Below are 26,077 nucleotides of genomic sequence, written 5' to 3'. Positions count from 1 at the left end.
TACACAAACCACCCCCCCCCCCCCCCCTGCTGTTCACCCCGCGTCCCGCTTTTTGGGTGCCCCCCCCCGGGGGCCCCCCCCCCCCGCGGGGGGGGGGGGGGGGGGCCCCCCCCCCCCGCGGCCTGGTCGGGGGTGGTCATGTCTTACTCGCGGTCCTCTGCGGTCTTGCCGCGGCGGCCGAGCGCGATGCCGCCGCCGACCAGGACGACCACGACGACCGCGCCGATGACGATCCAGAGCACGGTGTTGCCGGAGCCGCTGCTCGCGGCACTGGTGGTGCCGGCCGGGGTGGCGCCGTAGACGCCCCAGTAGCCGGTCTGCTCGAGGATGGCGCCCTTGGGCTGCGGCTGGGTGGTGAAGCCGGCGAACTTGTCGGAGCGGTAGGCCTCGAGGGTGTTCTGGTAGTCGAGCACGATCGTCGGGAACTGGCTGTAGAGCCGGGCCTGTGCCTGCTTGACGTAGCCGGCGCGCTTGGCGTCGTCGGTTTCGGTCAGCTGCTTCTTGTAGAGGTCGTCGTAGGCGGCGTCGCAGAAGAAGGTGTCGGTGCTGCCGCCCTTGCCGTCCGGGGCGGGCCGGGCGCCGCAGGTGTGCAGCGACAGCACGTAGTCCGGGTCGGGGTTGGTGCCGTAGCCGCCGATGGCGAGGTCGTACTTGCCGGCCTGGGTGCGGTCGGACAGCTCGTCGTCGGAGACGAGGTCCTGCTTGACGGTGATGCCGATGTCCTTGAGCCAGCCGGTGACGTACTGCGCGACGCCCTGGTCGTAGCTGCGGTTGGCGTGGCCGGTCAGGCGCAGTTCCAGCTTGGCGCCTGCCGGGGTGGTGCGGACGCCGTCGGCGCCCTTCTTGTACCCGGCCTGCTCGAGGGTGGCGTTGGCGGCGGCGAGGTCGAACTTGATCTTCTCGCTGTCGCTGGGGTCCCAGTGGTAGGCGGCGTAGATGGGGGGCACGACCCCGCCGCCGACCTGGCCGAGGCCCTTGAGGACCTTGTCGACGATGGCCTGGGTGTCGACGGCCTGGGTGATGGCCTTGCGGACGTTGATGTCCTTGAGGACCGGGTTGCCGTCGCCGATCGGGTTGTCGGCGTTGTCGGTGACGCCGAAGTTGAGCGACAGCTCGTCGTAGCGGCGGCCGGGGGCGGCGTTGGTGGTGATGCCCTGCTGGCCCTGCAGCGCGGCGAACTGGTTGGGGTTGAGCCGGTTGATGACGTCGACTTCGCCCTGCTTGAGGGCGTTGACCGCGGCTTCGGTGTCCTTGAACTGCAGCAGCTGCAGTTCGTCGACCTTGGGCGCGCCGCGCCAGTAGTCCTTGTTGGCCGCGAACTTGACGTACTCGTTCGGCTTGTACTCGGTGAGCTTGAACGGGCCGTCGCCGACGCCGGAGACGGCGAGGGTGTCGGTCGAGGCGGCCTTGAGGTCCTGGATCGGCTCCCAGATGTGCTGGGGCACGATCGGCACGTCGAGCAGGTTCATGTTGACCTGCACGGCCTTGGTCTTGATGACGAGGGTGGTGTCGTCGGGCGCGGTGACCGTCTCGAAGTTGGCCACGTAGTTGCCGTTGGCGGTGCGGGCGTTCTCGTCGGTGAGCATGCGGTTGAAGGTGAAGGCCGCGTCCTTGGCGGTCACCGGCTGCCCGTCGCTCCACTTGACGCCGCTGCGGATCTTGAAGGTCCAGGTGAGCTTGTCCGGCGACGGGGTCCACGACTCGGCGAGCGCGGGCGAGGCTTCGGCCTTTTCCGCGTTCGGGATGGTCAGGAACTCGAAGGTGAACCGGCCGATCTGGGTGGACGCCGAGAGCGCCGCGGTGAACGGGTTGAGGTGGTCGATGCCGGTGGTGAGCGCGACCCGCAGCACCTTGGCCTGCTGGGCCTGGGCGGGAACGGCGAGCGGGATCGCCGCCAGCGTCGCGGCCGCGACGACCGCGCCCACGCGGGCGAGCCGCCCTGTTCTGTGTTGGAACTGCACCGAAAACCACCCCATCGTTCGCATGTGAGCCTCCCCAAGGACGAGAAGTAACCACATACCGGGACAATCGCGCAATATGTTGCCGCCTCGGCAGGTGCCCGATCGTTATCGACTCCCTGATCGTCACGCTGAGTGACATCCGGTGATGGGGGCGTTCCGCGTCCGGGAGCCGGGCGGGCTGGTTAGAGTGCCGGGCATGCGCATCCTGATCTCGGCGGACATGGAGGGCGCCACCGGTGTCACCTGGACCGACGACGTCGTGCCCGGTTCGCCGCAGTGGGACCGCTTCCGGCGGCTGTTCACCGGCGACGTCAACGCCGTGCTGGCCGGGCTGTTCGAGGCGGGCGCGAGCGACGTGCTGGTGAACGAAGCCCATTCCTCGCAACGGAACCTGCTGCTGGAGGAGCTCGACCCGCGGGCGCGGATGCTCACCGGGCGGCACAAGCCGCTGTCGATGATGCAGGGTGTCGATTCCGGTGTGGACGGTGTGGTGTTCCTCGGGTACCACGCCGGCGCGGGCTTCGACGGGGTGCTCTCCCACACCTACCTGGAGAACCAGATCACCGGGGTGTGGCTGGACGACGTGCCGGCGAGCGAAGGGCGGCTGAACGCGGGCCTGGCCGCGGAGTACGGCGTCCCTGTCCTGCTCGTTTCGGGTGACGACAAAACGTGCGACGACGCCCGTGATTACGCTCCGGAGGCGGAGCTGGTCCAGGTGAAGGAATGCGTGAGCCGGTACGCGGCGATCTGCCTGCCGCCGGCGCGCACGGCGGAGCTGCTGACCGGCGCGGCGGCCGACGCGATGGCCCGGGCCGGCCGGGACGAGCGGCAGCCCGGGGCGCACCGGATCGAGGTGGAGTTCGACGCGAGCCACCTGGCGCAGGCGACGGCGGTGATCCCGACGGTGGAGCAGATCGGCACGCGGCGGGTCGGGTTCGACGCGCCGACCATGACCGAGGCGATGAAGGCGTTCAAGGTCGTCACGGCGATCGCGGCGGGGGCGGTGCAGGGTATCTATGGCTGATGTCGTCGAGTTGTGCGCGGACCTGATCCGGTTCGACACGACCAACCGCGGGAACAACGACGCCTCCCCCGAGCGGCCGGCCGCGGAGTACGTGGCCGCGTTCCTGGACGGCCTGGGCATCCCCTCGCGGATCCTCGAAGCCGCGCCGGGGCGGGCCAGCGTGATCGCGCGGGTGCCGGGCACCGATCCGTCGTTGGCGGCGCTGCTGGTGCAGGGGCACCTGGACGTGGTCCCGGCGGACGCGGCGGACTGGTCGGTGCCGCCGTTCGCCGGCGAGGTGCGCGACGGGTACCTGTGGGGCCGCGGCGCGACCGACATGAAGGACTTCGTGGCGATGGTGCTGGCGGCGCTGGCCGGCGGGGTGCGCCCGCGGCGGGAGCTGGTGCTGGCGTTCGTCGCCGACGAGGAGGACCGCGGCGAGTGGGGCGCGCACTGGCTGGTCGCCCGCCACCCCGAGCTGTTCGAGGGGTGCGCGGCGGCGATCAGCGAGTCGGGCGGCTACACCTACCACGTGCCCGCCGCCGACGGCCGGGACGTGCACCTGTACCCGGTGGGGACGGCCGAGCGCGGGACGGCGCACCTGCGCCTGACCGCTCGCGGCCGCGCCGGTCACGGTTCGCGCCCGAACGACGAGAACGCCGTCACCCGGTTGGTGGGGGCGTTGCACCGGATCGCGGCCCACCGCTGGCCGGTGTCGCTGACGCCGGCGGTGCGGGCGTTCCTGGAGCGGACGGGCGCGGCCCTGGGGGTGCCGGTGGATCTGTCCACGTCCGGCGGTGTGGACGCGGCGGTGGCGGCGCTGGGCCCGGCCGGTGCGCTGGTGGTGCCGACGGTCCGCAACAGCACGACCCCGACGATGCTGGACGCGGGCTACAAGGTGAACGTGATCCCGTCGACGGCGACCGCGCAGGTGGACGTGCGGGTGCTGCCGGGCACCGAGGAGTCGTTGTTCGCGGCGCTGGACGAGCTGCTGGGCGAGGGTGTGACGCGCGAGTTCGTGGCGCACCAGCCGCCGGTGCAGGCACCGGTGGAGTCGCCGTGGTTCGCCGCGATGGCCTCGGCGTTGCGGGCGGAGGACCCCGAGGCGGTGGTGGTGCCGTACTGCCTGGGCGGCGGGACGGACGCGAAGGCGTTCGCGCAGCTGGGGATCGACTGCTACGGCTTCGCGCCGTTGTGGCTGCCGAAGGGGTTCCCGTACCGGGCGATGGCGCACGGGGTGGACGAGCGGGTGCCGGTGGAGGGCCTGCACTTCGGCACCCGCGTCCTGACCCGGTTCTTCGAGAGCTGCTAATTGTGATGTTCCGGGAGGTTGGTCCGCCTCGTGACCGGCGGCTTGCCGTCGGTCACGAGGCGGGATGATCGTGCTCGTAGCGGCGCAGCGATTCGCCGGTGACCCGGTCGTTGCGAGAGAGCCGGTTGAGCCGGCATCGGACCAGTACCGCGTGCACGGTGGAGGCGGGCAGGCCGAGTCGGCCGGCGATCTGGACTGGTCCCAGCCGATGGCGCCATCGCAGCCGCACGATTGCTCGCAGCAGGTGTTCGGGGGTGCGGGTCGGGCTGCGATACGGGCGTGAGCTGCGGTCGGTCATCCCGGTCACGCCCTCGAGCCAGTAGCGGTCAGTCCATTTTCGGGCGGTTTGGCGGCGACCATGAACATCTTGGCCGCTGCCGTGCAGCTCCAGCCGTGTTTGACACTCGGGACAACGTCCCTGGACATCACAGCTAGCCGAGCGCTTCTCGCAGGAGCGCGAGCAGGCTGTCCCAGTGCCGCTCCAGGGCGGCGGGGTTGAAGGCGTCGGTGTCGGCCATGGTGAAGCCGTGGACGGTGCCGGGGTAGATCTCCGAGGTGTACTCCAGGCCCGCGGCGTCCAGGGTTTCGTTGAGCTCGGTGAGGGCTTCGGGGGTCAGGTCGGATTCGGCGTGGCCGAAGTGGACGCGGGCGCCGATGCGGTGCAGGCTTTCGGGCCCGGCGGTGCCCACCGGGGCGTGGAAGCCGGCGAGCGCGGCCACCCGGCCGGGGTGGGCCGCGGCGGTGTGGGTCGCCAGGAGGCCGCCGAAGCAGTAGCCGGTGGTGGCGATCGGGCCGGGACCGACCTCGGGCCGGGTGGTGAGGAACCGGACGCAGGCGTCGGCGTCGCGGAGTACCCGGTCGGTGGTGTGGGCCTGGATCATCGGCATCAGCTCGGCGAAGATCGCGGGCCGGGCTTCTTCGCCGATGTGGTCGGGGAGCTCGATCAGCGGTGTCGGGCCGTGCCGGTAGAACGGGTTGGGAACGAGCACGTAGTAGCCGTGGCCGGCGAGTTCCTCGGCCATCTCGCGCAGCACGGGCCGGATGCCGAAGCCGTCCGGGTACATCAGCACCCCGGGGTGGCCTTCGCCGCCGTCGGGGAACGCGGCGAAGGCGTCGGCCCGGCCGTCCTCGGTGGGGATCTGCAGTGACTGGGTGGGCATGATCGCCGAGCCTAGGCCACCGGCTCAGGGCAGGACGACGAGTTTTCCGGCCGCGCGGTCCTCCTCCATGTACCGGTGGGCGGCGGCGATCTCCGCCAGCGGGAAGACCCGGTCGATGTTCGGCCGGTAGGTGCCGGCCTCGACCTCGTCGACGATCCGCTGGAGCACGTCGGCGCGGCCGTTGAGGTCGTCGCTGTGGAAGGCGGTCAGCTTGGTGCCGGACGGGATCTTCGCGATCGGCTCGAAGTCCGGGACGATCCAGCCGCTGAGCGAGCCCGCCACGCAGACCGTGCCGCCGCGGCGGACCAGGCGCAGCGAGTCCACAGCCGTGCGGGCGCCGACCAGGTCGAGGACCCAGTCCGGGCCTTCGGGCCACAGTTCGGCCAGTCCGGTGAGCGGGCCGCCGTCGTCGATGAGGACGTGGCCGGTCAGCGCGGGCGCCTTGGCCGGGCGGCGGGTGGTGGCGGCGACCTCCAGGCCGTGACCGGCCGCGATCGAGGCGGCGGCCAGCCCGACCGAGGACGTGCCGCCGCGGATGAGCAGCCGTCCGGTGCGGCCCGGGCCGATCCCGAGCGCGTCCAGTGCGCCCCAGGCGGTCAGGTACGTCTCCGGCAGCGCGGCCAGCACCTCACAGGGCAGGGAGGTGGTGACCGGCATCAGCAGCGGGTTCGGCAGCAGGGCGTATTCGGCGTAGCCGCCGTCGAAGGCGCGGCCCATCTCCCCCATCACCGCCGCGACCGTGGTGCCTTCGGGCAGGCGCGGGTCGGTCGAGGCGGCGACGACGCCGACGCATTCGATGCCCAGCACCCGCGGGAACCGCACGGACGGGGAATGCCCCTGCCGGGTCCGCAGCTCCGACCGGTTCAGGCCGGTGCCCTCGACCCGCACCAGGCTCCAGCCGTCCCGGACCGCCGGGACCGGCAGCTCCCGGACCTCGAGGACTTCCGGGCCGCCCGCCCGGACACAGACCGCTGCTCGCATCGTGTTCATGGGCCCACTGTCACCGGCCGCAGCGGTGGCCGACCACCGGTAGGATGCCAAGCCATGCCCATCGGCCGCCAAGCTTCGCGGATCTGGCCCTCCGGTGGCGTGCACCTGTGGCCGCCGGGCGGCATGAGCGAAGCCGACGCCCACGACCGCGGCCATCTGGTCTACGCGGCGCGGGGTGTGCTGTCGGTGCACACCGAACGGGGGACGTCGATCGTGCCCGCCAACCGGGTGGCCTGGACCCCGGCCGGGTTCGTGCACCGGCACCGCGCGCACGGCCACACCGACATGCGGATCGTGTTCCTGCCGGCGTCACTGGCCCGGCTCATTCCCGCCCGTCCGGCCGTGTTCACCGCTTCGGACCTGGCCCGCGAGGTGCTGCTGGCCCTCACCGGTCCGCGGGAATACGACCGGGCGGCGAGCGCGCGCCTGCGGCGGGTCCTGGTCGACGAGCTGCGCGAAGCTCCCGAACAGCCGCTGCACCTGCCCGAGCCGCGCGACGACCGGTTGCGGGCCATCGCGCGGCGGCTCTACGAGGAGCCCGGGGACACCACGCCGCTGGCCGAGCTCGGGCAGCGGATCGGCGCCAGCGCCCGCACGCTCAGCCGGTTGTTCCGCGACGAGCTCGGGATGACGTTCTACGAGTGGCGCACGCAGGTGCGCATCGGCCACGCGCTGATCCTGCTGGCCGACGGCCACGACACCGCGTACACGGCGCGGGCGTGCGGCTGGGCGAACCCGAGCCACTTCATCGCGGCGTTCACGGCCGTGGTGGGGACGACCCCCGGCCGGCACCGCGCTAGCGGGTGAAGGTGGCCCAGTAGCGGGCGCCGTCGCGGATGGTGTCCAGGCCGAGCAGGCGGACGCCGTCCTGGGCGACGGATTCGATCTCGGCGCGGCTGAACGGCCACGGCGGGCTCTGCCAGTTCGCCATGTCCATGTTCTCCTCCGCCACCTCGCACACGATCGCCGTGCCACCGGGGGCGAGGAACGAGGCCAGCGACTTCAGCGCCGCGGGGCGGAAGTCGCGGGGCATGGCCTGGACGTTCATGATCTCCACGACCAGGTCGAACTCCTGCGTCCACTCCCCCGGCGGGTTCAGCAGGTCCGCGACCACGTAGTCCACGGCGGACTCGGGGAACCGGGCTCGGGCCGCCGCCACCGCGGTCGGGGCGACGTCGAAGCCCGTCACCGTCCAGCCGTGGGCCGACAGCAGTTCCGAGTCGTCGCCCAGCGCGCTGCCGACGACCAGGGCGCGGCGGCCGGCGCCGGGGTGGGTCTCGGCCCAGGCGGCCAGGTCGATGCCCGGTTTGCCGCGGGTCCACGGGACTTCGGCTTCGCCGCGGGCGGCGGCGGTGTAGAGCTGGTCGAACCAGGCGGTCGGGTCGCCTTCGGCGAGGGAGGCGCGGGCGAGTACGCGGTCGGCGGGTTCCGGCGTCGTCATGATCGTGACCCTAGCGACGACGCCGGACCCGCGAGACCGGTTTACCGCGCGACCGGCCCCGGGAGCGCGTACAGCGGTTCGCCGGCCCAGCGGACGACGTCCCGGACCGGCGCGGACGGCGGGGCGGGCCGGAAGTTGGCGGCGTCGTCGATGCTGCCGGTGCCGTCGTAGACGGCCCGTAGCGGGTAGGCGAACACCGGCCGGGTGCGGGTGACGGTGCCGTCGGCGGCGCGGCCGGTCGCGGTGACCACCGTGGGCGTGCTGCCGCGTTCGACCCAGGCGACCAGCTGCTCGAGCGGGTCGAATTCGGTGAGCGTGGTGCCGCCGCCGCAGTGGTAGAGCGACGGGACCATGAACAACCGTGCCCAGTCCTGCGGGCCGCCGCGGGTGAGCCGCTGGTAGTAGTCGAGCGTGCCGGCCGGCGGGATGGCTTCGTCGGCCCAGCCGTGCCAGAGCAGCAGCTTGCCGCCGCGGCGCTGGAACGCCGAGAGGTCGAGGCTCATCGCGTCGTAGCGGACGCCGACCGGGGTGAGCCGGTCGAACTCCGCCTTGGTGAAGGCGAAGGTGTCCACGGTCGAGGCCGGCGCGCCGATCGGGTAGCCGAGGTAGCGCAAATAGTTGTCGGCGAGGTTGCGGGCGAAGGCGGATCCGCCGGTTTCGGGCGTGGCGATGATCCACCCGGCCCACGACAGCTCCGACCCGGGCTCCTGACCACCGGGGTAGAGCAGCGTGCCGCGGCCGTCGGTGGGCGGCGAGTACAGCTTGCGGACGACGGCGACCTGGGCCGGGGTGAGGCAGGAGGGCGTCTCGGCGCCGGTGCAGGTCAGCGTGGCCGGGTCGAAGGAGCAGGCGCGGGGGTCGTCGAGCTGGCCGTCGGCGAGCCCGTCGAGGCGGTCGCAGGCGGCGAGGACGGCTTCGTGCAGGGCGGGCAGCTTCGCGGCGGTGAGGATCGGGCTGCCGTCGGCGGCATTGTCGGCCCGGGCGAGCCACGTCTGGTAGACCCCGAGCAGCGGGCCCCAGTAGTTCGCCGGGGCACCGACGTCGATGCCGTCGAAGTCGGCCGGGTAGCGCTGGGCGAGCAGGAGGCCTTCGCGGCCGCCGTCGGAGCAGCCGCTGAAGTAGGACTTGCGCGGCGGGGCGCCGTAGAAGGCCTGGATGATCGCCTTCGAGGCGCGCGAGACGACGTGGGGCGCGCGGAATTCGAAGTCGTCGCGGGCGGCCTGGTCGTGCGCGCCCCAGCTGCCGTCGTCGACGACGGCGGGGGTCTTGCCGACGTGGCCGTCGTCGGTGGCCGCGACCGCGAAGTCGCCGCCGTGGGGCAGCCCGCAGTCGGCGAAGGCGGGCGGGTTGACCAGGCCGCAGAAGCCGCCGCAGCCGTACTGCAGGTAGCGCCCGGCGTAGGTCCTGGTGGGCAGGCGCAGCTCGAACCGGACGGCGGGTTCGACGTACCCGGCGACGTCGCAGTATTCGGGGTCGGAAGCGGTCGCCGCGACGACCGCGGCCGAGGTGACGTGGGTGGGCGCGCCCGGGAGGGTGAACCCGTGGACCAGGCCGGCGCAGGTGGTCACCGGCCGGATGGCCAACTCCGGTGCCGCGGAGGCGGCGACCGGGGTGAATGTGGTGGTGGCGAGCGTCAAGGTGGCGATGGCGGTGATGATCCGGAACGTTCTCATCGGGCCCCCGTTTTCCGCGTTGTCTGATTCCGGCCAGGTTTGGCGAGCGGTCTTGACATCGATGTCACCCGCGCGTTTCCCTTCGTTGGCGCCGCCGGTCCCCGCCTGCGCGGCGCTGCTTTGTCCGCCCTCCGAGCTTGGAGCAACGATGCCCCGAAGCGCCAGACCGCCGGTCGCTTTCCTGGTGACCGCCGCCGTGGTCGCCGCCGGCCTGGTCGCCATCCCCGCGGCCTCGTCCGCCGCCGAAGACGCCCTTCCCGCCGACTTTTCGTCCTCCTTCGAGCCCGGTGACGTCCAGCCGACGTGGACCGACACGGTCGACACCGACGCGGCGGGCAAGCCGCGCGCGTCCGGGATCAACGGCGCCAACGGCACCGCGATCCCCGGCGACATCCGCGGCAAGGTGACCGAAACCAGCGCCAGCAGCGAGAACACCGGCGGCGGCGAGGTCGTCTCCAACCTCGTCGACGGCACCACCGACACCAAGTGGCTGTCCTGGGACCCCACCGCGTGGGCGCAGATCAACCTGTCCGAGGCCACTTCGATCACGCACTACGCGATCTCCTCGGCCAACGACTTCGACGAGCGCGACCCCAAGGACTGGACCCTGCAGGGCTCCAACGACGCGAGCAGCTGGACGGACCTGGACAAGCAGACCGACCAGGCGTTCACCGCGCGGTTCCAGCAGAAGGACTACCGGCTGGCCGCCCCGAGCGCCGCGTACAAGTACTACCGGCTCGACGTCACGCGCAACAACGGCGGGCCGATCCTGCAGCTGTCGGAGCTGCTGCTGGCCAACGACGACCCGGCTCCGCCGCCGCTGCCGAACATGCGCAGCTTCGTCGACTCCGGCCCGACCAGCGGCTACACGAACAAGAACCGCGTCGGCTTCACCGGGCTCAAGGCGTTCCGCTACTCCGGCAGCCAGACCCAGGCCCACGGCTGGTCCTACAACAAGATCTTCGACGTGAACATCCCGGTCGTGCCCTCGACCGAGCTGTCCTACAAGGTGCAGCCGCAGTTCATCACCGGCGACCTGAAGTACCCGAGCACCAACGTCGCCATCGACCTGGCCTTCACCGACGGCACCTACCTGCGCAACCTGGGCGCGACCGACCAGTACGGCTTCCCGCTGACGCCCGAGGGCCAGGGCGCGTCGAAGGTGCTCTACGCCAACCAGTGGAACCTGGTGCGCTCGGCGATCGGTCAGGTCGCCAAGGGCAAGACCATCGACCGGATCCTGGTCGGCTACGACAACCCCGACGGCCCGGGCACGCTGCAGGGCTGGCTCGACGACGTCAAGGTCTCCGCGACACCGACGCCGCCGGCGAGCACCCGTCCGAGTGACAATGTGGTCACCACCCGGGGCACGATGGCCAACAGCACCTTTTCCCGCGGCAACAACTTCCCGGCCACCGCGGTGCCGCACGGGTTCAACTTCTGGACCCCGGTCACCGACGCCGGTTCGACCAGCTGGCTCTACAACTACAGCACCCAGAACAACGCGCAGAACCTCCCGCAGCTGCAGGCGTTCAGCGTCAGCCACGAGCCCAGCCCGTGGATGGGTGACCGGCAGGCGTTCCAGGTGATGCCGTCCGCGGCCACCGGGGTTCCGGACGCCAACCGCGACGCGCGGGCGCTGCCGTTCAAGCACAGCGACGAGGTCGCGCGGGCGCACTACTACGGTGTGCAGTTCCAGAACGGGATCAAGACCGAGATCGCCCCGACCGACCACGCGGCGATGTTCCGGTTCTCCTTCCCGGGCGCGGACTCGAGCCTGATCTTCGACAGCGTCAACAACTCCGCGGGCCTCACGCTCGACAACGCCACCGGCACGCTGTCGGGCTACACCGACACCGGCGTGTACGCCGGCGCGGGGCGGATGTTCGTCTACGCCACCTTCGACAAGCCGGTCACCGCCGGCGGCAAGCTCACCGGGCAGGGCCGCGACAACGTCACCGGCTACCTGCGCTTCGACGCCGGCGCCGGCAAGACCGTGAACATGCGGATCGCGACCTCGCTGATCAGCGTCGAGCAGGCGAAGAAGAACCTCGCCCTGGAGATCGCGCCCGCGGCGACCTTCGACTCGGTGCGCGACGCGGCGCAGAAGGCGTGGGACGACCAGCTGAAGGTGATCGAAGTCGAGGGCGCGTCGAAGGACCAGCTCACGACGCTCTACTCGAACCTCTACCGGCTGTTCCTCTACCCGAACTCGCAGTTCGAGAACACCGGCACGGCGCAGAAGCCCGCCTACCAGTACGCCAGCCCGGTCTCGCCGAAGACCGGCGCGGACACCGCGACCCGGACCGGGTCGAAGGTGGCCGACGGGCAGATGTACGTCAACAACGGCTTCTGGGACACCTACCGCACGACGTGGCCGGCGTACTCGCTGCTCACGCCGGACATGGCCGGGAAGATGGTCGACGGGTTCGTGCAGCAGTACCGCGACGGCGGCTGGATCGCGCGCTGGTCCTCCCCCGGCTACGCGGACCTGATGACCGGCACCAGCTCGGACGTCGCGTTCGCCGACGCCTACCTCAAGGGCGTGCGCAACTTCGACGTCAAGTCGGCCTACGACGCGGCGATCAAGAACGCCACGGTGACGCCGCCGAACTCCGCGGTCGGCCGCAAGGGGCTGGACCAGGGCATCTTCCTCGGCTACACGCCCAACACCGCCAGCGAGGGCTTCTCGTGGGCGATCGAGGGCTACGTCAACGACTTCGGCATCGCCAACCTGTCGAAGAAGCTGGCCGGGGAGGCGGCGCCGAACGACCCGCGCAAGGCGGAGTACCAGGAGAACTACGAGTACTTCACCAGCCGCGCCCAGCAGTACGTGAACCTGTTCGACCCGAGCGTCGGGTTCTTCCAGGGCAAGGACGCCAGCGGCAAGTTCACCAAGACCAAGGACCAGTACGACCCGCGTTCGTGGGGCGGGGACTACACCGAGACCGACGGCTGGGGCATGGCGTTCACCGTGCCGCAGGACGGCCGGGGCCTGGCCAACCTCTACGGCGGCAAGACCGGGCTGGCGACCAAGCTCGACCAGTTCTTCGCCGACCAGGAGACCGCCACCTTCCCCGGCTCCTACGGGGGCGTGATCCACGAGATGCGGGAGGCGCGGGACGTGCGGATGGGCCAGTACGGCCACTCCAACCAGCCGGCCCACCACCTGCTCTACATGTACGACTACGCGGGTCAGCCGGCCAAGACCCAGGCGAAGGTCCGCGAAGCGCTGTCGCGGCTGTACAACGGCAGCGAGATCGGCCAGGGCTACGCCGGTGACGAGGACAACGGCGAGATGTCCGCGTGGTACATCTTCAGCGCGCTGGGCTTCTACCCGCTGCAGATGGGCAGCCCGGACTACGCGATCGGGTCGCCGCTGTTCAAGAAGGCGACGATCCACCTGGCCGGCGGCAAGGACCTGGTGATCAACGCGCTGAAGAACAGCGCGAAGAACGTCTACGTCCAGGGCGTGAAGGTCAACGGCAAGGCGTACACCTCGACGTCGCTGCCGCACGACCTGATCGCCCGCGGCGGGGTCATCGACTTCGACATGGGCCCGAACCCCTCGAACTGGGGCACCGGCCCGAACGACGCGCCGAAGTCGATCACCACGGGCGACGCGGTGGCGACACCGCTGCACGACGAGACCGGCGCGGGCAAGGGCACGCTGTCCACTTCCGACGGCTCCGACGCCGGCGCGTTGATCGACAACACCTCACGCACCCAGGCCGCCGTCACCGGCGCCCTGCAGTACCAGCTCAACTCGACCGACGAGGCCGTCACGCACTACACGCTGACGTCCCAGACCGGTGCGGGTGACCCCAAGAGCTGGGTGCTGAAGGGCTCCTACGACGGCAAGACGTGGGCGGTGGCCGACAAACAGGAGAACCAGGCGTTCAGCTGGCGGCAGCAGACCCGCGCGTTCAAGGTGGCCGCCCCGGCGCACTACGCCTACTACCGGCTCGAAGTGACCGCGACCAGCACCGGCGCCCCGGCGCAGCTGGCGGAGTTCGAGCTGCTGGGCAAGCCGGACGCGGCGTGCACGAAGACGATCACGGGTGCCTCCTCCGGCCCGCTGTCGGTGACGTCCGGCACGGTGTGCCTGCAGGACGCGACGGTGTCCGGCCCGGTCACCGTCGCACCCGGCGCGTCGCTGATCGTCCGCGGCGGTTCGGTCAAGGGACCGCTGTCGGCGACCGGCGCGGCCCAGGTGGTGCTGAACCGCACCAAGGTGGGCGGCCCGGTGGCGATCACCGGCGTGACCGGGGCGGTGTCGATCGAGCTGACCGACATCGGCGGCCCGGTCGCCCTGACCGGCAACCACGGGCCGGTGCTCACCTCGAGCACGGTGGGCGGCCCGCTGGCGTGCGCGGTGAACGACCCGGCACCGACCGACCACGACCTGCCGAACACGGTTCGGGGGCCGGTCGCGGGGCAGTGCGCGACGATCTAGGTCCGCAGCGAGTCCGGGAAGGCCACCTCGAGCAGCTCGGGGTGGCCTTCCCGCGTTCGGGCACCCGCGCGGCCGGGAAGGCAGCGTCGCGGCGCGGCTTGGGCCGTTCGGCCGATACGGTGGTCGCATGCCCGATGCCGTGTTCTTCTCGTCCTTCGAATCCGGTGATCCGCAGCCGGCGGACCCCCGGCTGACGATCGACAAGGGCCCCGGCCGCTCACCCACCGCCAAGACCGGCGTCGGCTTCACCGGGCTGAAGGCCCTGCGCTACACCGCCCGCCCCCGCGCCGTCCTGTTCGAACTCGACGTGCCCGTCACCGCGCGCACCGAGCTGTCCTATGTGGTCTTCCCGGAAGCCGACGGCGACATCCCGGCCTACCACGCCACCCGCGCCTGCCTCGACGTCGAGTTCGCCGACGGCACCGCCGCCGGGTTCGAGCCGGTCGACGACAAGACGCTGTGGGTGGACCAGTGGAACCTCGTCCGCCGCCCGCTCGGGGCGTTCGCCGGGCGGCGGATCGCCCGGCTCGTGCTGCGCACCGACGCGCCGGGGGAGATCACCGGCTGGCTCGACGACGTCCGGATCGCCGAGCGCCCCGACCCGCCGCGCGACCCGGTCGACTGCGTCCGCACCACCCGCGGCACCCACTCCAGCGGCGAGTTCTCCCGCGGCAACAACTTCCCGGCCACGGCGGTGCCGCACGGGTTCAACTTCTGGACCCCGGTCACCGACGCCGGCGTCACCAACTGGCTCTACTCCTACCACCGCCACAACGACGAACGGAACCGGACGGCGCTGCAGGCGTTCGCGCTGTCGCACCAGCCGAGCCCGTGGATGGGCGACCGGCACACCTTCCACCTCATGCCGGGCACCGGCCCGGTCGAGCCCGACCGCCGCAAGCGCGCCCTGGCCTTCTCCCACGACGACGAGACCGACGCCCCGCACCACTACCGGGTCCGGTTCGCCAACGGGATGACCGCCGAGCTCGCCCCGACGTCGCACGCGGCGATCATGCGGTTCACCTTCCCGGACAAGCACGGCTGGCTGCTGTTCGACAACGTCCGCAACCGCGGCCGCATCCGGATCGACCCCGACACCGGCGTGATCACCGGCTACACCCGGGTCCGCAGCCGCCTGTCGGCCGGGGCGCGCCGGATGTTCGTCTACGCCGTCACCGACGCCCCCGCCACCCGCGGCGCCAAGGTGCACTTCCCGCCGTGGCGGCGGGTCTCGGGCTACTTCGAGTTCGACGGCCCCGACGTGACGCTGCGGATCGCGACGTCGCTGATCAGCCTCGCCCAGGCCAAGCGCAACCTGGAGCTGGAGATCCCGGCCGGGACCACGGTCGCGGAAGTGGCCGCCCAGGCGCGACGGCGCTGGCAGGACGAGCTCGGCCGCGTCAAGGTCGAAGGCGCCACCGAAGACCAGCGCACGACGCTGTACTCCAACCTCTACCGGCTGTTCCTCTACCCGAACGAGGCACACGAGAACACGCCGAAGGGCATCCGGCACGCCAGCCCGGTCGTGCGCCGATGGTGGCCGAGCACCCGGCGGCGCACCGGCGCGAAAGTCGTCGACGGCGAGCTGTACGTCAACAACGGCTTCTGGGACACCTACCGCACCACCTGGCCCGCCTACGCGCTGCTCGCCCCGGAACGCTGCGGCCGGATGATCGACGGGTTCGTCCAGCAGTACCGCGAAGGCGGCTGGATCGCCCGCTGGTCCTCCCCCGGCTACGCCGACCTCATGACCGGCACCAGCTCGGACGTCGCCTTCGCCGACGCCTACCTCAAGGGCGTCCGCGGCTTCGACGTCGAGGCCGCCTTCGACGCCGGGCTGAAGAACGCCACCGTCACCCCGCCGCGCCGCGCGGTCGGCCGCAAGGGCCTCGAAGAGTCGATCTTCCTGCACTACACGCCGGTGTCGGTCCACGAAGGACTGTCCTGGGCGCTGGAAGGCTGCATCAACGACTTCGGCCTGGCCAACCTCGCCGCCGAGCTGTCCCGGGAAAGCGAAGGCGCGCGAGCCCGCCGGTACGCCGACTACGCCGACTACTTCCGCGAGCGCGCGAAGCACTACGTCCACCACTTCGACCCGGAGATCGGCTTCTTCCAGGGCCGCCACCGCGACGGCCGCCGCAAGTTCGCCCCGCAAGGCTACGACCCGGCCGCCTGGGGCGGCGACTTCGTCGAAACCAACGCCTGGAACACCGCCTTCACCGCACCCCACGACGGCCCCGGCCTCGCCGCCCTCCACGGCGGCACCGCCGGCCTGGAAGCCAAGCTCGACACCTTCTTCGCCACCCCCGAAACCGGCCGCCGCCCCGGCGCCTACGGCGGGCTGATCCACGAGATGACCGAGGCCCGCGACGTCCGGATGGGCCAGTACGGCCACTCCAACCAGCCCTCGCACCACATCCCCTACATCTACAACCACGCCGGCGCGCCCGCGAAGACCCAGGCCGTCGTGCGGGAGGTGCTGCGGCGGCTCTACCTCGGCAGCGACATCGGCCAGGGCTACCCCGGCGACGAGGACAACGGCGAGATGTCCGCCTGGTACGTCTTCAGCGCCCTCGGCTTCTACCCGCTGCAGATCGGCAGCCCGCGCTACGCCATCGGCTCACCCCTGTTCGAAAAGGCCACCGTGCACCTGGGCGAAGGCCGGAAGCTGGTCGTCCACGCCCCCGGCAACACCGACGAGACCGTCTACGTCCGCGGCCTCACCGTCAACGGCCGTCCGCACGAGACCACCTCGATCGCCCACGCCACCCTCGCCGCCGGCGCCGAACTCGTCTTCGACCTGGGCACCGAACCGGCGGACTGGGGCGCCCCACCCCCACCGGCCGCGCACCCGGACCCCGCCACCGACCTCACCGGCACCGCGACCAGCTCCGACGGCACCAAGACCGGCGCGCTGTTCGACGACACCACCCGCACCCAGGTCACCTTCCGGAGCGCCACCCCGTCGATCGAGTTCACCGTCACCGGCGAACCCCGCGAAGTCACCCTCTACACCCTGACCTCCGGCACCCGCCGCGGCGACCCGAGCGCCTGGGTCCTGGAAGGCTCCGACGACGGCGAGCACTGGACCACCCTCGACGAACGCGAGGGCGAACTGTTCCGCTGGCGGTGCCAGACCCGTCCGTTCGTCCTCGCCACCCCGGCCGCGCACGCCCGCTACCGGCTGCGGATCACCGCGACCCGCGGCCGCCGCGCCACCCTCGCCCAATGGGAGCTCCTCGCCCGATGAACCGGTTCCGCACCGCCGCTCTCGACCGGCTCGTCGCGGCCGACCCCGGCCTGGTCCGGCTGCGGCTGGCCGGCTCCGCCGTGCTCGGCATCGTCCTCGCCGTCGCCGCGCTGCTGCCCGCCCACGTCCCGCTCACCGTCACCCTCGTCGGCGCCATCGCCGCGATGATGACCGCCTTCACCGTCAACGACCCCACCCCGGGCGGCCAGGCCGTCACCCTCGTCCTGGCCTTCCTCACCGGCGCCGCGTCGATCACCGTGGCCAGCCTCGGCTCCGCGAGGCCGCCGCTGGACAGCATCGTGTTCGTCCTGCTGATCTTCGTCGCCGTCTACGCCCAGCGCTTCGGCGCCCGCGGCACCGCGCTCGGCTCGATCGCCTTCTTCCTGTTCTTCTTCCCGATGTTCCTGCAGGCCCACGTCAAGCAGGTACCGCAGCTGCTGATGGCGCTCGCCGTCGGCGTCCTCGCCAACGCCGTCGTCCGGTTCGTCCTGATGCGGCACAACGCCGAGGCCGAGTTCCTCCGCGTCCGCCGCGCCTTCCGCGCCCGCCTCGGTGCGGTCTTGCGCGCCACCGAGGCCCACCTCGCGGTGTCAGGCAGCGAACGCACCCGCAAACAGCTGCGCTCGGCGCTGGCCCGGCTCCACGAGTGCGTCCTGCTCATCGAGGACGCAGCCCCCGACGTCCTCGACGCCCGTGCCGCCGACCGGCTGCGCCGCCGCGCCATCGAAGTCGAGCTCGCCGTCGGCTGGCTGGCGATCACCGTCCAGCGCACCTGCTCCGAGGAACTCGCCGCCGACGTCCGCGACGACCTCATCGCCCGGCTCGCCCGCTTCCGCGCCCTGATGGAACGCGACCCGCGGGAACTACCGCTGATCAGCGAAACCGGCGAGTACAGCCGGATGCTCGTCGAAGGCAGCCGCATCGACGAACACGCCGCCCCCGGCGACGGCGTCCGCAAAGCACTGGCCGAACTCGCACTGGCCGACGACCGCGCCCAGCGCGCCGCCGCCCCGGAGACCGCGGCGGACCCGCTCGAGGAAGACGACGCCGAACCGACTCGCGCGTTCGCCTACGACAACCGCACCCGCAGCGCGATCCAGGCCGTCGTCGGCGGCGGCCTCGCCGTGCTCGGCGGCACCCTCGTCTCCCACCAGCGCTGGTACTGGGCCGTGCTCACCGTGTTCGTCGTGTTCATCGGCGCCTCCAGCGCCGGCGCCACCTTCGTCAAGGGCATCCGCCGCCTCGGCGGCACCCTGATCGGCATCCTCGGCGGCGTCCTGCTCGCACTGCTGGTCGGCGGCAACACCGCCGCCACCCTCGCCCTCATCCTCGTGTGCGTCTTCGGGATGGTCTACACCGCACGCGTGTCCCAGGTGGTGATGGCCTTCTTCGTCACCAGCATGCTCGGGCTGCTCTACAGCCTGCTCGGCACCTTCAGCCTCGAAGTGCTCTGGATCCGCGTCGCCGAGACCGCCGTCGGCGCGGTCGCCGGCATCCTCGCCGCGGTCGTCATCGTCCCGGTCCGCACCCGCTCGGTCATGCTCGACGACATCAACACGGTGCTCGACGACCTCGAAGAGTTCCTCGAGCACACCCGCGGCCTCCTCGCCGGCGAGGAGAACGTCAACATCATCGAACTCTCCCGCGACCTCGACCGCAGCGTCGACCAGGTCCGCACCACCATCGAACCGCTGACCCACCCGGTGAACCTCCGCAGCGCCCGCCGCGACTACGGCTGGCACGTGCTCACCACCCTGGAAACCATCGCCTTCCGCGCCCGCCACGTCGCCGCCCGCGCCCAGCCCGGCCAGCTCACCGGCGCCGACGCCGACCGGCTGCGGCAGTTCACCGGACGGCTGCTGGCCAACATCGACGTCCTCCGCAAAGCGCTCGACGCGCCGGGTGGCCCCACACCCGGCACGCTCGTGCGCGACGACGGCACCCCGGTCTCCGACCGCGTGGAAGCGGCCGAAACCCGTGCCGTCCTCTCCAGCCTCAGCCACCTCGACGAGGCCCTCGTCTCCCTCGGCCGCGTCTTCGGCCTCGAAGCCACCGACCCCCGGGCCACGGCGAAGCCCTGACCGGGGCGGCGCAGCCCGATCGGGCCGCGCCGCCCCTCTGGACCTCCGGTCGCCCGGAGCCGATCACGGGCAGGTCAGCCACGCGAAGTGGTACGTGGTGGTGATGCTGCCGTCGGTCGAGTCCATCGTGACGTAGCTCGTCGTCTTCTTCGGATCCGACGTACCCACCGCGGCCCGCAATTCCGTGTTGATGTTCAGATTGCGTTCCTCTCCACAGGGCTTGAACACGATAGCCCCGACCTCCGTGGAATCAGTGAAATGCCAGTCATCCTCGAACGGCCCGGTGAGCGGATGCTGAACGTAGGCCGTCGGCGAATTACCCTGGAAATAGTAATTGGCCCTTTCCAGGCCGGTCGAGCCACGTTCCAGGTGCGCGAATCCGCGGTAGTCGGCCTGCGCGATTCCGTACGTGAAGCCCTGCGGCACGTGCACCCGCAGGCCGATCTGGCAGTTCTTCCTGGCGTCCAGCGGCCCGGCGCCGACCCCGACCAACGCCGTGTAAGCGCTGTAGGTCACGGTGAACGCCGTGTTGTCCTGCGAGACAGCCACCGCGGACGTGCCCGTCGGACAACCGGTACCGATGGCGTTGACGACGTCGATGACAATTTTGTCGGGCGGCGGAGGAGTGTTCCACGAATGCGGGGCGACCACAGAAGACAGCGCCATTACGGCAGCAACGACCGCAGACAGCATCGGAATCCTTCCCAATACATTCAAATTGGGGACGGGGGCCGAACCATGGTAGCGAAAGGATCATGGAAGCAAACCCCGCTGAACGGAGCAACGCTGGACAGACGTCCCACCAAGCGGCATTGCTCACGTTTCGACAAATTTCGTAAAGCCCATTCCGCGTGCCCGTGAATAAATGCGCACGGAAAACGATTTCGCGCCCCTGCTCCCCCGGCGGTCACCCACGATCACCGCGCGACGTCCGGCTCGGCCGATCAGCACCGCCACCCGCGCACCTGCACCACCACCCGGCCGGAACGGCACCCGATCGGGCTCAGGTACATCGCCGCCCGCCACCGGCGCCCACCGGCGCCGCCCACGCCCGCACCGCCGCCCACGCCTCCGACCAGGCCCTCGCCACCCGAACCCCCCCGAAAAGCGATCCTCGCAACAGTGACTGGACGCACCCAACCGGCAACGCCAAGGAGGGATAGGCTCCACACCACTAGCCAAAGTCGTCTCAAGCTGGAGAACCGCAATGACCCAAGCCCCCGTCAACGTGACCGTCACCGGCGCCGCCGGCCAGATCGGCTACGCGCTGCTCTTCCGCATCGCTTCCGGTCAGCTCCTCGGCCAGGACGTCCCGGTGAAGCTGCGGCTCCTCGAGATCCCGCAGGCGGTCAAGGCGGCCGAGGGCACCGCCATGGAGCTCGAAGACGGCGCATTCCCGCTCCTCGCCGGCACCGACATCTTCGACGACCCCAAGCAGGCCTTCGAAGGCACCAACATCGCCCTCCTCGTCGGCGCCCGCCCCCGCAGCAAGGGCATGGAGCGCGGCGACCTCCTCGAAGCCAACGGCGGCATCTTCAAGCCACAGGGCGAAGCCATCAACGCCGGCGCCGCCGACGACATCAAGGTCCTCGTCGTCGGCAACCCCGCCAACACCAACGCCCTCATCGCCCGCTCGCACGCCCCCGACGTGCCCGCCGACCGCTTCACCGCGATGACCCGCCTCGACCACAACCGCGCCCTCGCCCAGCTCTCCAAGAAGCTCGGCGTACCGGTGACCGAGCTCAAGAAGGTCGCCATCTGGGGCAACCACTCCGCCACCCAGTACCCCTCGGTCCAGCACGCCGAATTCGGCGGCAAGGCCATCGCCGACGCCGTCGACCAGGCCTGGCTCGAGAACGACTTCATCCCCACCGTCGCCAAGCGCGGCGCCGCCATCATCGAAGCCCGCGGCCTCTCCTCCGCCGCCTCGGCCGCCTCCGCCGCCATCGACCACGTCCACACCTGGGTCAACGGCACCCCGGCCGGCGACTGGACCTCCGCCGCCGTCGCCTCCGACGGCTCCTACGGCGTCCCCGAAGGCCTCATCTCCTCCTTCCCGGTCACCGCCGAGAACGGCCAGTACAAGATCGTCCAGGGCCTCGAGATCGACGACTTCTCCCGCGCCCGCATCGACGCCTCCGTCGCCGAGCTCGTCGAGGAGCGCGACACCGTGCAGAAGCTCGGCCTCATCTGAGCCGACCCACCGAACCGGGGCCGCCGTCCGCACTGGACGGCGGCCCTTTCGCGTCCGGCGAACACCGCACGCTCACAGCGAAACCCCCACCGCGAACCCGATCACGCGCCCTACCGTCGCCCCATGACCCTTCTCGCCGCAGCCGACATGCAGGCCCCCGTCCAGTCCCCCGACGACTCGGTCTACCAGCAGCTCCTGCGCGACCGCATCGTCTTCCTCGGCTCCGAAGTCACCGACGAGGTCGCCAACCGCATCGTCGCCCAGCTGCTCCTGCTCGCCGCCGACGACCCGGCGAAGGACATCACCTTCTACATCAACTCACCGGGCGGCTCGGTCACCGCCGGCATGGCCATCTACGACACCATGCAGCTCGTCAAACCCGACGTCGCCACCTACGGCCTCGGCTTCGTCGCCTCCATAGGCCAGTTCCTGCTCTCCTCCGGCACCCCCGGCAAGCGCTACCTGCTGCCCAACACCCGGATCGTCATGCACCAGCCCTCGGCAGGCATCGGCGGCGCCGCCACCGACATCGCCATCCAGGCCGAGGTCTTCGGCAGGATGAAGCGCCGCATCGCGGAGATCACCGCACGCCAGACGGGCCAGACCGTCGAACGCATCACCGCCGACGCCGACCGGGACCGCTGGTTCGACGCCGACGAAGCACTGGCGTACGGCTTCGTGGACCACATCGTCGCCGGCTGAGCCGGTCCCCTCGGTCTTTGCGTTCTTTGCACGACAGCGGCCGGAGCGATTTTCCTCGAAAATCGCCCCGGCGTATAGGTCGTTATACATTTGGTGAGATCACCGGTGTGACCCGGGTCGGGCCGGCGGGGTCAGGCGCCGCCGAGCCCTCGGCGGGCCAGCAGCGGTTCGATCTCCGGGTCGCGGCCGCGGAAGGCACGGAAGGCGTCCATCGGGTCGATGCTGCCGCCCCGGCCGAGCAGGGTGCGGCGGAAGTGGTCGCCGTTCTCCCTGGCCAGTCCCCCGTTTTCGCGGAACCACTGGACGGTGTCGGCGTCGAGGACCTCGCTCCAGATGTAGGAGTAGTACCCGGCGCTGTAGCCGCCGCTGAAGATGTGGGCGAAGTATGTCGTGCGGTAGCGCGGCGGGATCGCGTCCACGGCCACACCGGCCTTCACCAGTGCCTCCGCCTCGAAGCGCTGCACCTCCCCCACGCGGTCGTCGACGCCGAGGCCGTGCCAGGCCTGGTCGAGCAGTGACGCCGCCAGGTACTCGGTGGTGGAGAAGCCTTCGCCGTACTGCTGAGCGGCCAGCAGCTTGTCCACCTGCTCCTGCGGCAGCGCCTCACCCGTCTCGTGGTGCTTCGCGTAGTTGGCGAGGACTTCCGGCCACAGCATCCACATCTCGTTGACCTGCGAGGGGTACTCGACGAAGTCCCGGGGCACGTTGGTGCCGGAGAAGGTCGGGTAGCGGACCGCCGAAACCAGCGCGTGGAGGGCGTGACCGAACTCGTGGAACGCCGTGACGACCTCGTCGAAGGTCAGCAGGGTCGGCTCCCCCGCCGGCGGCTTGTTCACGTTGAGCACGTTCACCACGACCGTCTTGCGGCCGAGCAGCTCGGACTGGTCGACGAAGGTGTTCATCCAGGCGCCGCCGCGCTTGGCGTCGCGGGTGTACAGGTCGAGCAGGTACAGGCCGAGCGGGGTGCCGTCGGCGTCGAAGACCTCGAAGGTCCGGACCTCCGGGTGGTACTTCGGCAGGTCGTCGCGTTCGGTGAACGTCAGGCCGTACAGCTTCGTCGCGGCGAAGAAGACGCCGTCGAGGTACACGCGGTCGGCCTCGAAGTACGGCCGCAGCGCCTCGGTGTCGACCTCGAAACGCTCGCGGCGGACCTGGGCGGCGTAGAACGGCCAGTCCGACGGCCGCAGCGTCGCGCTCGGCACGTCCGCTTCCAGCAGCTCCTGCAGCTCGGCGGCTTCCGCGCGGGCGTTCGCGACCGCGGCCGGCGCCAGCCGCTCCAGCAACCCGGCGGCGGCTTCGGCCGTCTTCGCCGTCTCGTCCGCGATGACGTACGCGGCGTGGTTCGGGTAGCCGAGCAGCACGGCCCGTTCCGCGCGCAGGCGGACGATCTCGGCGACGACGGCGTTGTTGTCGAAGGCGTTGCCGCGGTTGCCCCGCGCCATCGACGCGGTGTGGATGCGCTCGCGCACGTCCCGGTTGCGCAGGGTCTCCAGCGGTGACGCCTGGCTCGTCGGCAGGCTCAGGGTGAGCACGTACTTGCCGTCCTCACCACGGGCGGACGCCGCTTCGGCCGCGGTGGCGATCGCGCCTTCGCCGAAGCCGTCGAGCTCGGCGCGGTCGGTGATGACGACGGCCAGCTCGTTGGTGTCCTTGAGCAGGTTCTGCTGGAACTTCGTCTGCCACGTGGAGAGCTGCTCGTTGAGCTCGCGCAGGCGGGCCTGCTCGGCCGCGCCGAGACCGGCGCCGGCCCGGCTGAAGTCGGTGTGGCGCCGCTCCAGCAGCCGCAGCGACTCCTCGTCCAGCCCCAGCTCGCCGCGGCGGGCGTGGAGGGCGTCGATCCGGGCGAACAGCTGCGGGTTCAGGTGGATCGCGTCGTGGTGGGCGGCCAGCCTCGGCGCGAACTCCGCCTGGATGGCCTGGATCTCGTCGGTGCTGTTGGAGCCGGCCAGGTTGTAGAACACGCTCGCCACCCGGCCCAGCAGCTCGCCGGCCCGCTCGAGGGCCACGATCGTGTTCTCGAACGTGGGCTCGGCGTCCTGCTCGGCGATCTGCTCGATCTCCGCCGCGTGCTCGGCCAGCCCGGCCTCGAACGCGGGCCGGTAGTGCTCGTCGGAGATCCGGTCGAAGGGCGGCAGGGCGTAGGGCAGCTCGCTGGGTGCGGCGAACGGATTGTCCGGCGAAATCATCGGGCAGGCTCCTGGTCGGGGACAGACACTCGGTCTTGCCACCCTACGGGGTCCACCTGGGTCGATGTCAGCGCTTTCCGGAGGTGGCCGCGGTCACCGGCCCGTGGTACCGCCCACCACGGCGTCGCTGCTCGAAGGGGCCTTTTTGCCCCGTTTCGGCTTGGGCTCGGGCGGCACGATGCCGCGCAGGTCACCACCGTGGTCGTTGACGCGCATCACGAACGGCCGCGTCTCGGTGTAGCGCACGACGGAGATCGACGCCGGGTCGACGACGATCCGCTGGAAGGCGTCGAGGTGCTGGCCGAGCGCGTCGGCGAGGATGGACTTGATCACGTCGCCGTGGCTGCACAGCAGCCACACGGCGTGGTCGCCGTGCTCGGCGGTGATCCGCCGGTCGTGCGCCCGGACGGCGGCCACCGACCGCGCCTGCATCGCCGCCAGCCCTTCGCCGCCCGGGAACACCGCGGCCGACGCGTGGGCCTGCACGACCCGCCAGAGCGGTTCCTTGGCCAGGTGCTTGAGCTCCCTGCCGGTCCAGTCGCCGTAGTCCACTTCGGACAGCCCGGGCTCGACGACCTTGTCGAGCCCCCTGGCCGCCGCCAGGGGGCCGACGGTCTGCTTGCACCGCAGCATCGGCGACACGACGAGCCCCGCGAGGGGCACGCCGTCGAGCCGCTCGACGAGCTTCTCCGCCTGGGCGCGGCCGGTGTCGTCGAGGTTGACCTTGGGCGACCGCCCGGCCAGGATGCCGGAGCCGTTGGCCGTCGACTTGCCGTGCCGGAGCAGAATGACCGTACTCACGGACCCCAGCCTACGTGGCCGCGATCAATGGCCGACCGGGCCCGCGTTCGGGTCGAGAACACCGCTGAAGATCAGCACGAACAGCAGCACGCCCAGCACCAGCCGGTAGACCACGAACGGCACGAAGCTGCGCTTCTTGATGTAGGCCATCAGCCAGGCGATCACCGCGTACCCGACGCCGAACGCGACCAGCGTGGCCAGGATCGTCGGCCCCCACTGGGCGGGCACGCCACCCGCGCCGATGTCCTTGAGCTTGTACACGCCCGACCCGAACACCGCCGGCAGCGCCAGCAGGAACGAGTACTCGGCCGCCTCGGCGCGGGTGTAGCCCAGCAGCAGGCCCGCGCTCGTCGTGCCGCCCGAGCGGGACACGCCGGGGATCAGGGCCAGCGCCTGCGCGAAGCCGAAGCCCAGCCCGTGCGGCACGGTCAGGTCGTCCAGCGTCCGGTCCTGCCTGCCGATCCGGTCGGCGACCAGCAGGATCACGCCGAACACGATGAGCACGGTCGCGGTGATCCGCAGGTCGCGGAACGCGCTGTCGATCTGGTCCTGCAGCAGCAGCCCGAGCACCACGATCGGCAGCGAGCCGACGATGATCAGCCAGCCCAGCCGGGCGTCCGGGTCGCGGCGCCACTCCGCCTTGTACAGCGAGAAGAACCAGGCCCGCAGGATCTTGCCGATCTTCGGCCCGAAGTAGATGATCACCGCCAGCTCGGTGCCGATCTGGGTGACGGCGGTGAACGCCGCGCCCGGGTCGTCCCAGCCCGCCAGCGCCGCGACGATCCGCAGGTGCGCGCTGGAGGAGATCGGCAGGAACTCGGTCAGGCCCTGGACCAGGCCCAGCACCAGTGCCTCGAACCACCCCAC

General features: G+C 71.0%; 17 protein-coding genes and 1 pseudogene. 8 read left to right on the top strand and 10 right to left on the bottom strand.

What is annotated here, in order from left to right; translation table 11 throughout:
* Window positions 1–143 precede the first annotated feature (143 nt).
* On the bottom strand, window positions 144–1,976 hold the full coding sequence (locus tag ABZX11_RS44075) for an ABC transporter substrate-binding protein (protein WP_354924633.1): 1,833 nt from the start codon (window positions 1,974–1,976) through the stop codon (window positions 144–146).
* Between the two features lie 181 nt (window positions 1,977–2,157).
* Between ABZX11_RS44075 and ABZX11_RS44070 the strand changes: the two genes are divergently transcribed.
* Window positions 2,158–2,985: a M55 family metallopeptidase gene (locus tag ABZX11_RS44070; protein ID WP_176169684.1), complete on the top strand. Its 828-nt coding sequence runs from the start codon at window positions 2,158–2,160 to the stop codon at window positions 2,983–2,985.
* Window positions 2,978–4,276 (top strand): M20/M25/M40 family metallo-hydrolase, encoded by a 1,299-nt coding sequence (locus tag ABZX11_RS44065; protein WP_354924629.1) that lies wholly within the window; start codon window positions 2,978–2,980, stop codon window positions 4,274–4,276. The genes ABZX11_RS44070 and ABZX11_RS44065 overlap by 8 nt, the downstream gene beginning before the upstream one ends.
* A 55-nt stretch (window positions 4,277–4,331) precedes the next feature.
* On the opposite strand, the pseudogene ABZX11_RS44060 reads toward ABZX11_RS44065, so the two are convergent.
* From ABZX11_RS44060 to ABZX11_RS44050, 3 genes and pseudogenes are all read right to left on the bottom strand, one after another.
* A pseudogene (locus ABZX11_RS44060) lies at window positions 4,332–4,702 on the bottom strand (leucine zipper domain-containing protein); the annotation flags it as partial.
* A 5-nt stretch (window positions 4,703–4,707) separates the two neighbouring features.
* The gene (locus ABZX11_RS44055; protein WP_354924628.1) at window positions 4,708–5,436 is read right to left on the bottom strand and encodes a dienelactone hydrolase family protein; all 729 of its coding nucleotides are present in this window, start codon (window positions 5,434–5,436) and stop codon (window positions 4,708–4,710) included.
* 24 nt (window positions 5,437–5,460) lie between these two features.
* Window positions 5,461–6,426: a zinc-binding dehydrogenase gene (locus ABZX11_RS44050; protein WP_354924627.1), complete on the bottom strand. Its 966-nt coding sequence runs from the start codon at window positions 6,424–6,426 to the stop codon at window positions 5,461–5,463.
* A 54-nt stretch (window positions 6,427–6,480) separates the two neighbouring features.
* Here ABZX11_RS44050 and ABZX11_RS44045 point away from each other — a divergent pair, with 54 nt between their 5' ends.
* Window positions 6,481–7,233: a helix-turn-helix transcriptional regulator gene (locus ABZX11_RS44045; protein WP_176169688.1), complete on the top strand. Its 753-nt coding sequence runs from the start codon at window positions 6,481–6,483 to the stop codon at window positions 7,231–7,233.
* Here ABZX11_RS44045 and ABZX11_RS44040 read toward each other — a convergent pair.
* On the bottom strand, window positions 7,223–7,867 hold the full coding sequence (locus ABZX11_RS44040) for a methyltransferase domain-containing protein (RefSeq protein ID WP_176169689.1): 645 nt from the start codon (window positions 7,865–7,867) through the stop codon (window positions 7,223–7,225). The two genes, ABZX11_RS44045 and ABZX11_RS44040, sit on opposite strands and share 11 nt — an antisense overlap.
* 41 nt (window positions 7,868–7,908) lie before the next feature.
* The gene (locus ABZX11_RS44035) at window positions 7,909–9,540 is read right to left on the bottom strand and encodes a tannase/feruloyl esterase family alpha/beta hydrolase (RefSeq protein WP_354924625.1); all 1,632 of its coding nucleotides are present in this window, start codon (window positions 9,538–9,540) and stop codon (window positions 7,909–7,911) included.
* Between the two features lie 148 nt (window positions 9,541–9,688).
* On the opposite strand from ABZX11_RS44035, the gene ABZX11_RS44030 reads away from it, so the two are divergent.
* From ABZX11_RS44030 to ABZX11_RS44020, 3 genes are all read left to right on the top strand, one after another.
* The gene (locus ABZX11_RS44030) at window positions 9,689–13,996 is read left to right on the top strand and encodes a GH92 family glycosyl hydrolase (RefSeq protein WP_354924623.1); all 4,308 of its coding nucleotides are present in this window, start codon (window positions 9,689–9,691) and stop codon (window positions 13,994–13,996) included.
* 127 nt (window positions 13,997–14,123) lie between these two features.
* Complete coding sequence (locus ABZX11_RS44025; protein ID WP_354924621.1) at window positions 14,124–17,246, top strand: GH92 family glycosyl hydrolase; 3,123 nt, start codon at window positions 14,124–14,126, stop codon at window positions 17,244–17,246.
* Window positions 17,243–19,327 (top strand): FUSC family protein, encoded by a 2,085-nt coding sequence (locus ABZX11_RS44020; RefSeq protein WP_176177634.1) that lies wholly within the window; start codon window positions 17,243–17,245, stop codon window positions 19,325–19,327. The genes ABZX11_RS44025 and ABZX11_RS44020 overlap by 4 nt, the downstream gene beginning before the upstream one ends.
* Before the next feature lie 63 nt (window positions 19,328–19,390).
* On the opposite strand, the gene ABZX11_RS44015 is transcribed toward ABZX11_RS44020, so the two are convergent.
* Window positions 19,391–20,020, bottom strand: coding sequence for a DUF4360 domain-containing protein (locus ABZX11_RS44015; protein WP_176169692.1), 630 nt, complete (start codon window positions 20,018–20,020; stop codon window positions 19,391–19,393).
* A gap of 514 nt (window positions 20,021–20,534) precedes the next feature.
* On the opposite strand from ABZX11_RS44015, the gene ABZX11_RS44010 reads away from it, so the two are divergent.
* Both ABZX11_RS44010 and ABZX11_RS44005 read left to right on the top strand, forming a co-directional pair.
* Window positions 20,535–21,521 (top strand): malate dehydrogenase, encoded by a 987-nt coding sequence (locus ABZX11_RS44010; protein WP_176169693.1) that lies wholly within the window; start codon window positions 20,535–20,537, stop codon window positions 21,519–21,521.
* A 123-nt stretch (window positions 21,522–21,644) separates the two neighbouring features.
* Window positions 21,645–22,223, top strand: a complete 579-nt coding sequence (locus ABZX11_RS44005) for an ATP-dependent Clp protease proteolytic subunit (RefSeq protein WP_354924618.1) — start codon at window positions 21,645–21,647, stop codon at window positions 22,221–22,223.
* A 131-nt stretch (window positions 22,224–22,354) separates the two neighbouring features.
* Here the strand turns inward: ABZX11_RS44005 and ABZX11_RS44000 are convergent, their stop codons facing one another.
* From ABZX11_RS44000 to ABZX11_RS43990, 3 genes are all read right to left on the bottom strand, one after another.
* On the bottom strand, window positions 22,355–24,409 hold the full coding sequence (locus tag ABZX11_RS44000; RefSeq protein WP_354924616.1) for a M3 family metallopeptidase: 2,055 nt from the start codon (window positions 24,407–24,409) through the stop codon (window positions 22,355–22,357).
* 93 nt (window positions 24,410–24,502) lie between these two features.
* A complete protein-coding gene (locus ABZX11_RS43995) occupies window positions 24,503–25,210 on the bottom strand; it encodes a histidine phosphatase family protein (protein ID WP_354924614.1) in 708 nt (235 codons plus the stop codon).
* A gap of 24 nt (window positions 25,211–25,234) precedes the next feature.
* Window positions 25,235–26,077 (bottom strand): undecaprenyl-diphosphate phosphatase, encoded by an 843-nt coding sequence (locus ABZX11_RS43990; RefSeq protein ID WP_176169696.1) that lies wholly within the window; start codon window positions 26,075–26,077, stop codon window positions 25,235–25,237.

This window comes from Amycolatopsis sp. NPDC004169, from assembly GCF_040610315.1.
In the GTDB taxonomy this organism is placed as follows: domain Bacteria; phylum Actinomycetota; class Actinomycetes; order Mycobacteriales; family Pseudonocardiaceae; genus Amycolatopsis.
The sequence above is the reverse complement of the archived record's forward strand: the minus strand, read 5'-3'. Positions and strand labels throughout refer to the sequence as shown.

Excerpts from the sequence above, each read along its gene's own strand:
- ABZX11_RS44040 (WP_176169689.1), bottom strand. The coding sequence starts at position 7,867 with ATGACGACGCCGGAACCCGCCGACCGCGTACTCGCCCGCGCCTCCCTC.
- ABZX11_RS44075 (WP_354924633.1), bottom strand. The coding sequence starts at position 1,976 with ATGGGGTGGTTTTCGGTGCAGTTCCAACACAGAACAGGGCGGCTCGCC.
- ABZX11_RS44065 (WP_354924629.1), top strand. The coding sequence starts at position 2,978 with ATGGCTGATGTCGTCGAGTTGTGCGCGGACCTGATCCGGTTCGACACG.
- ABZX11_RS44050 (WP_354924627.1), bottom strand. The coding sequence starts at position 6,426 with ATGAACACGATGCGAGCAGCGGTCTGTGTCCGGGCGGGCGGCCCGGAA.
- ABZX11_RS44000 (WP_354924616.1), bottom strand. The coding sequence starts at position 24,409 with ATGATTTCGCCGGACAATCCGTTCGCCGCACCCAGCGAGCTGCCCTAC.
- ABZX11_RS44030 (WP_354924623.1), top strand. The coding sequence starts at position 9,689 with ATGCCCCGAAGCGCCAGACCGCCGGTCGCTTTCCTGGTGACCGCCGCC.
- ABZX11_RS44025 (WP_354924621.1), top strand. The coding sequence starts at position 14,124 with ATGCCCGATGCCGTGTTCTTCTCGTCCTTCGAATCCGGTGATCCGCAG.
- ABZX11_RS44015 (WP_176169692.1), bottom strand. The coding sequence starts at position 20,020 with ATGCTGTCTGCGGTCGTTGCTGCCGTAATGGCGCTGTCTTCTGTGGTC.
- ABZX11_RS44070 (WP_176169684.1), top strand. The coding sequence starts at position 2,158 with ATGCGCATCCTGATCTCGGCGGACATGGAGGGCGCCACCGGTGTCACC.
- ABZX11_RS44020 (WP_176177634.1), top strand. The coding sequence starts at position 17,243 with ATGAACCGGTTCCGCACCGCCGCTCTCGACCGGCTCGTCGCGGCCGAC.
- ABZX11_RS44005 (WP_354924618.1), top strand. The coding sequence starts at position 21,645 with ATGACCCTTCTCGCCGCAGCCGACATGCAGGCCCCCGTCCAGTCCCCC.
- ABZX11_RS44035 (WP_354924625.1), bottom strand. The coding sequence starts at position 9,540 with ATGAGAACGTTCCGGATCATCACCGCCATCGCCACCTTGACGCTCGCC.
- ABZX11_RS44045 (WP_176169688.1), top strand. The coding sequence starts at position 6,481 with ATGCCCATCGGCCGCCAAGCTTCGCGGATCTGGCCCTCCGGTGGCGTG.
- ABZX11_RS44010 (WP_176169693.1), top strand. The coding sequence starts at position 20,535 with ATGACCCAAGCCCCCGTCAACGTGACCGTCACCGGCGCCGCCGGCCAG.
- ABZX11_RS44055 (WP_354924628.1), bottom strand. The coding sequence starts at position 5,436 with ATGCCCACCCAGTCACTGCAGATCCCCACCGAGGACGGCCGGGCCGAC.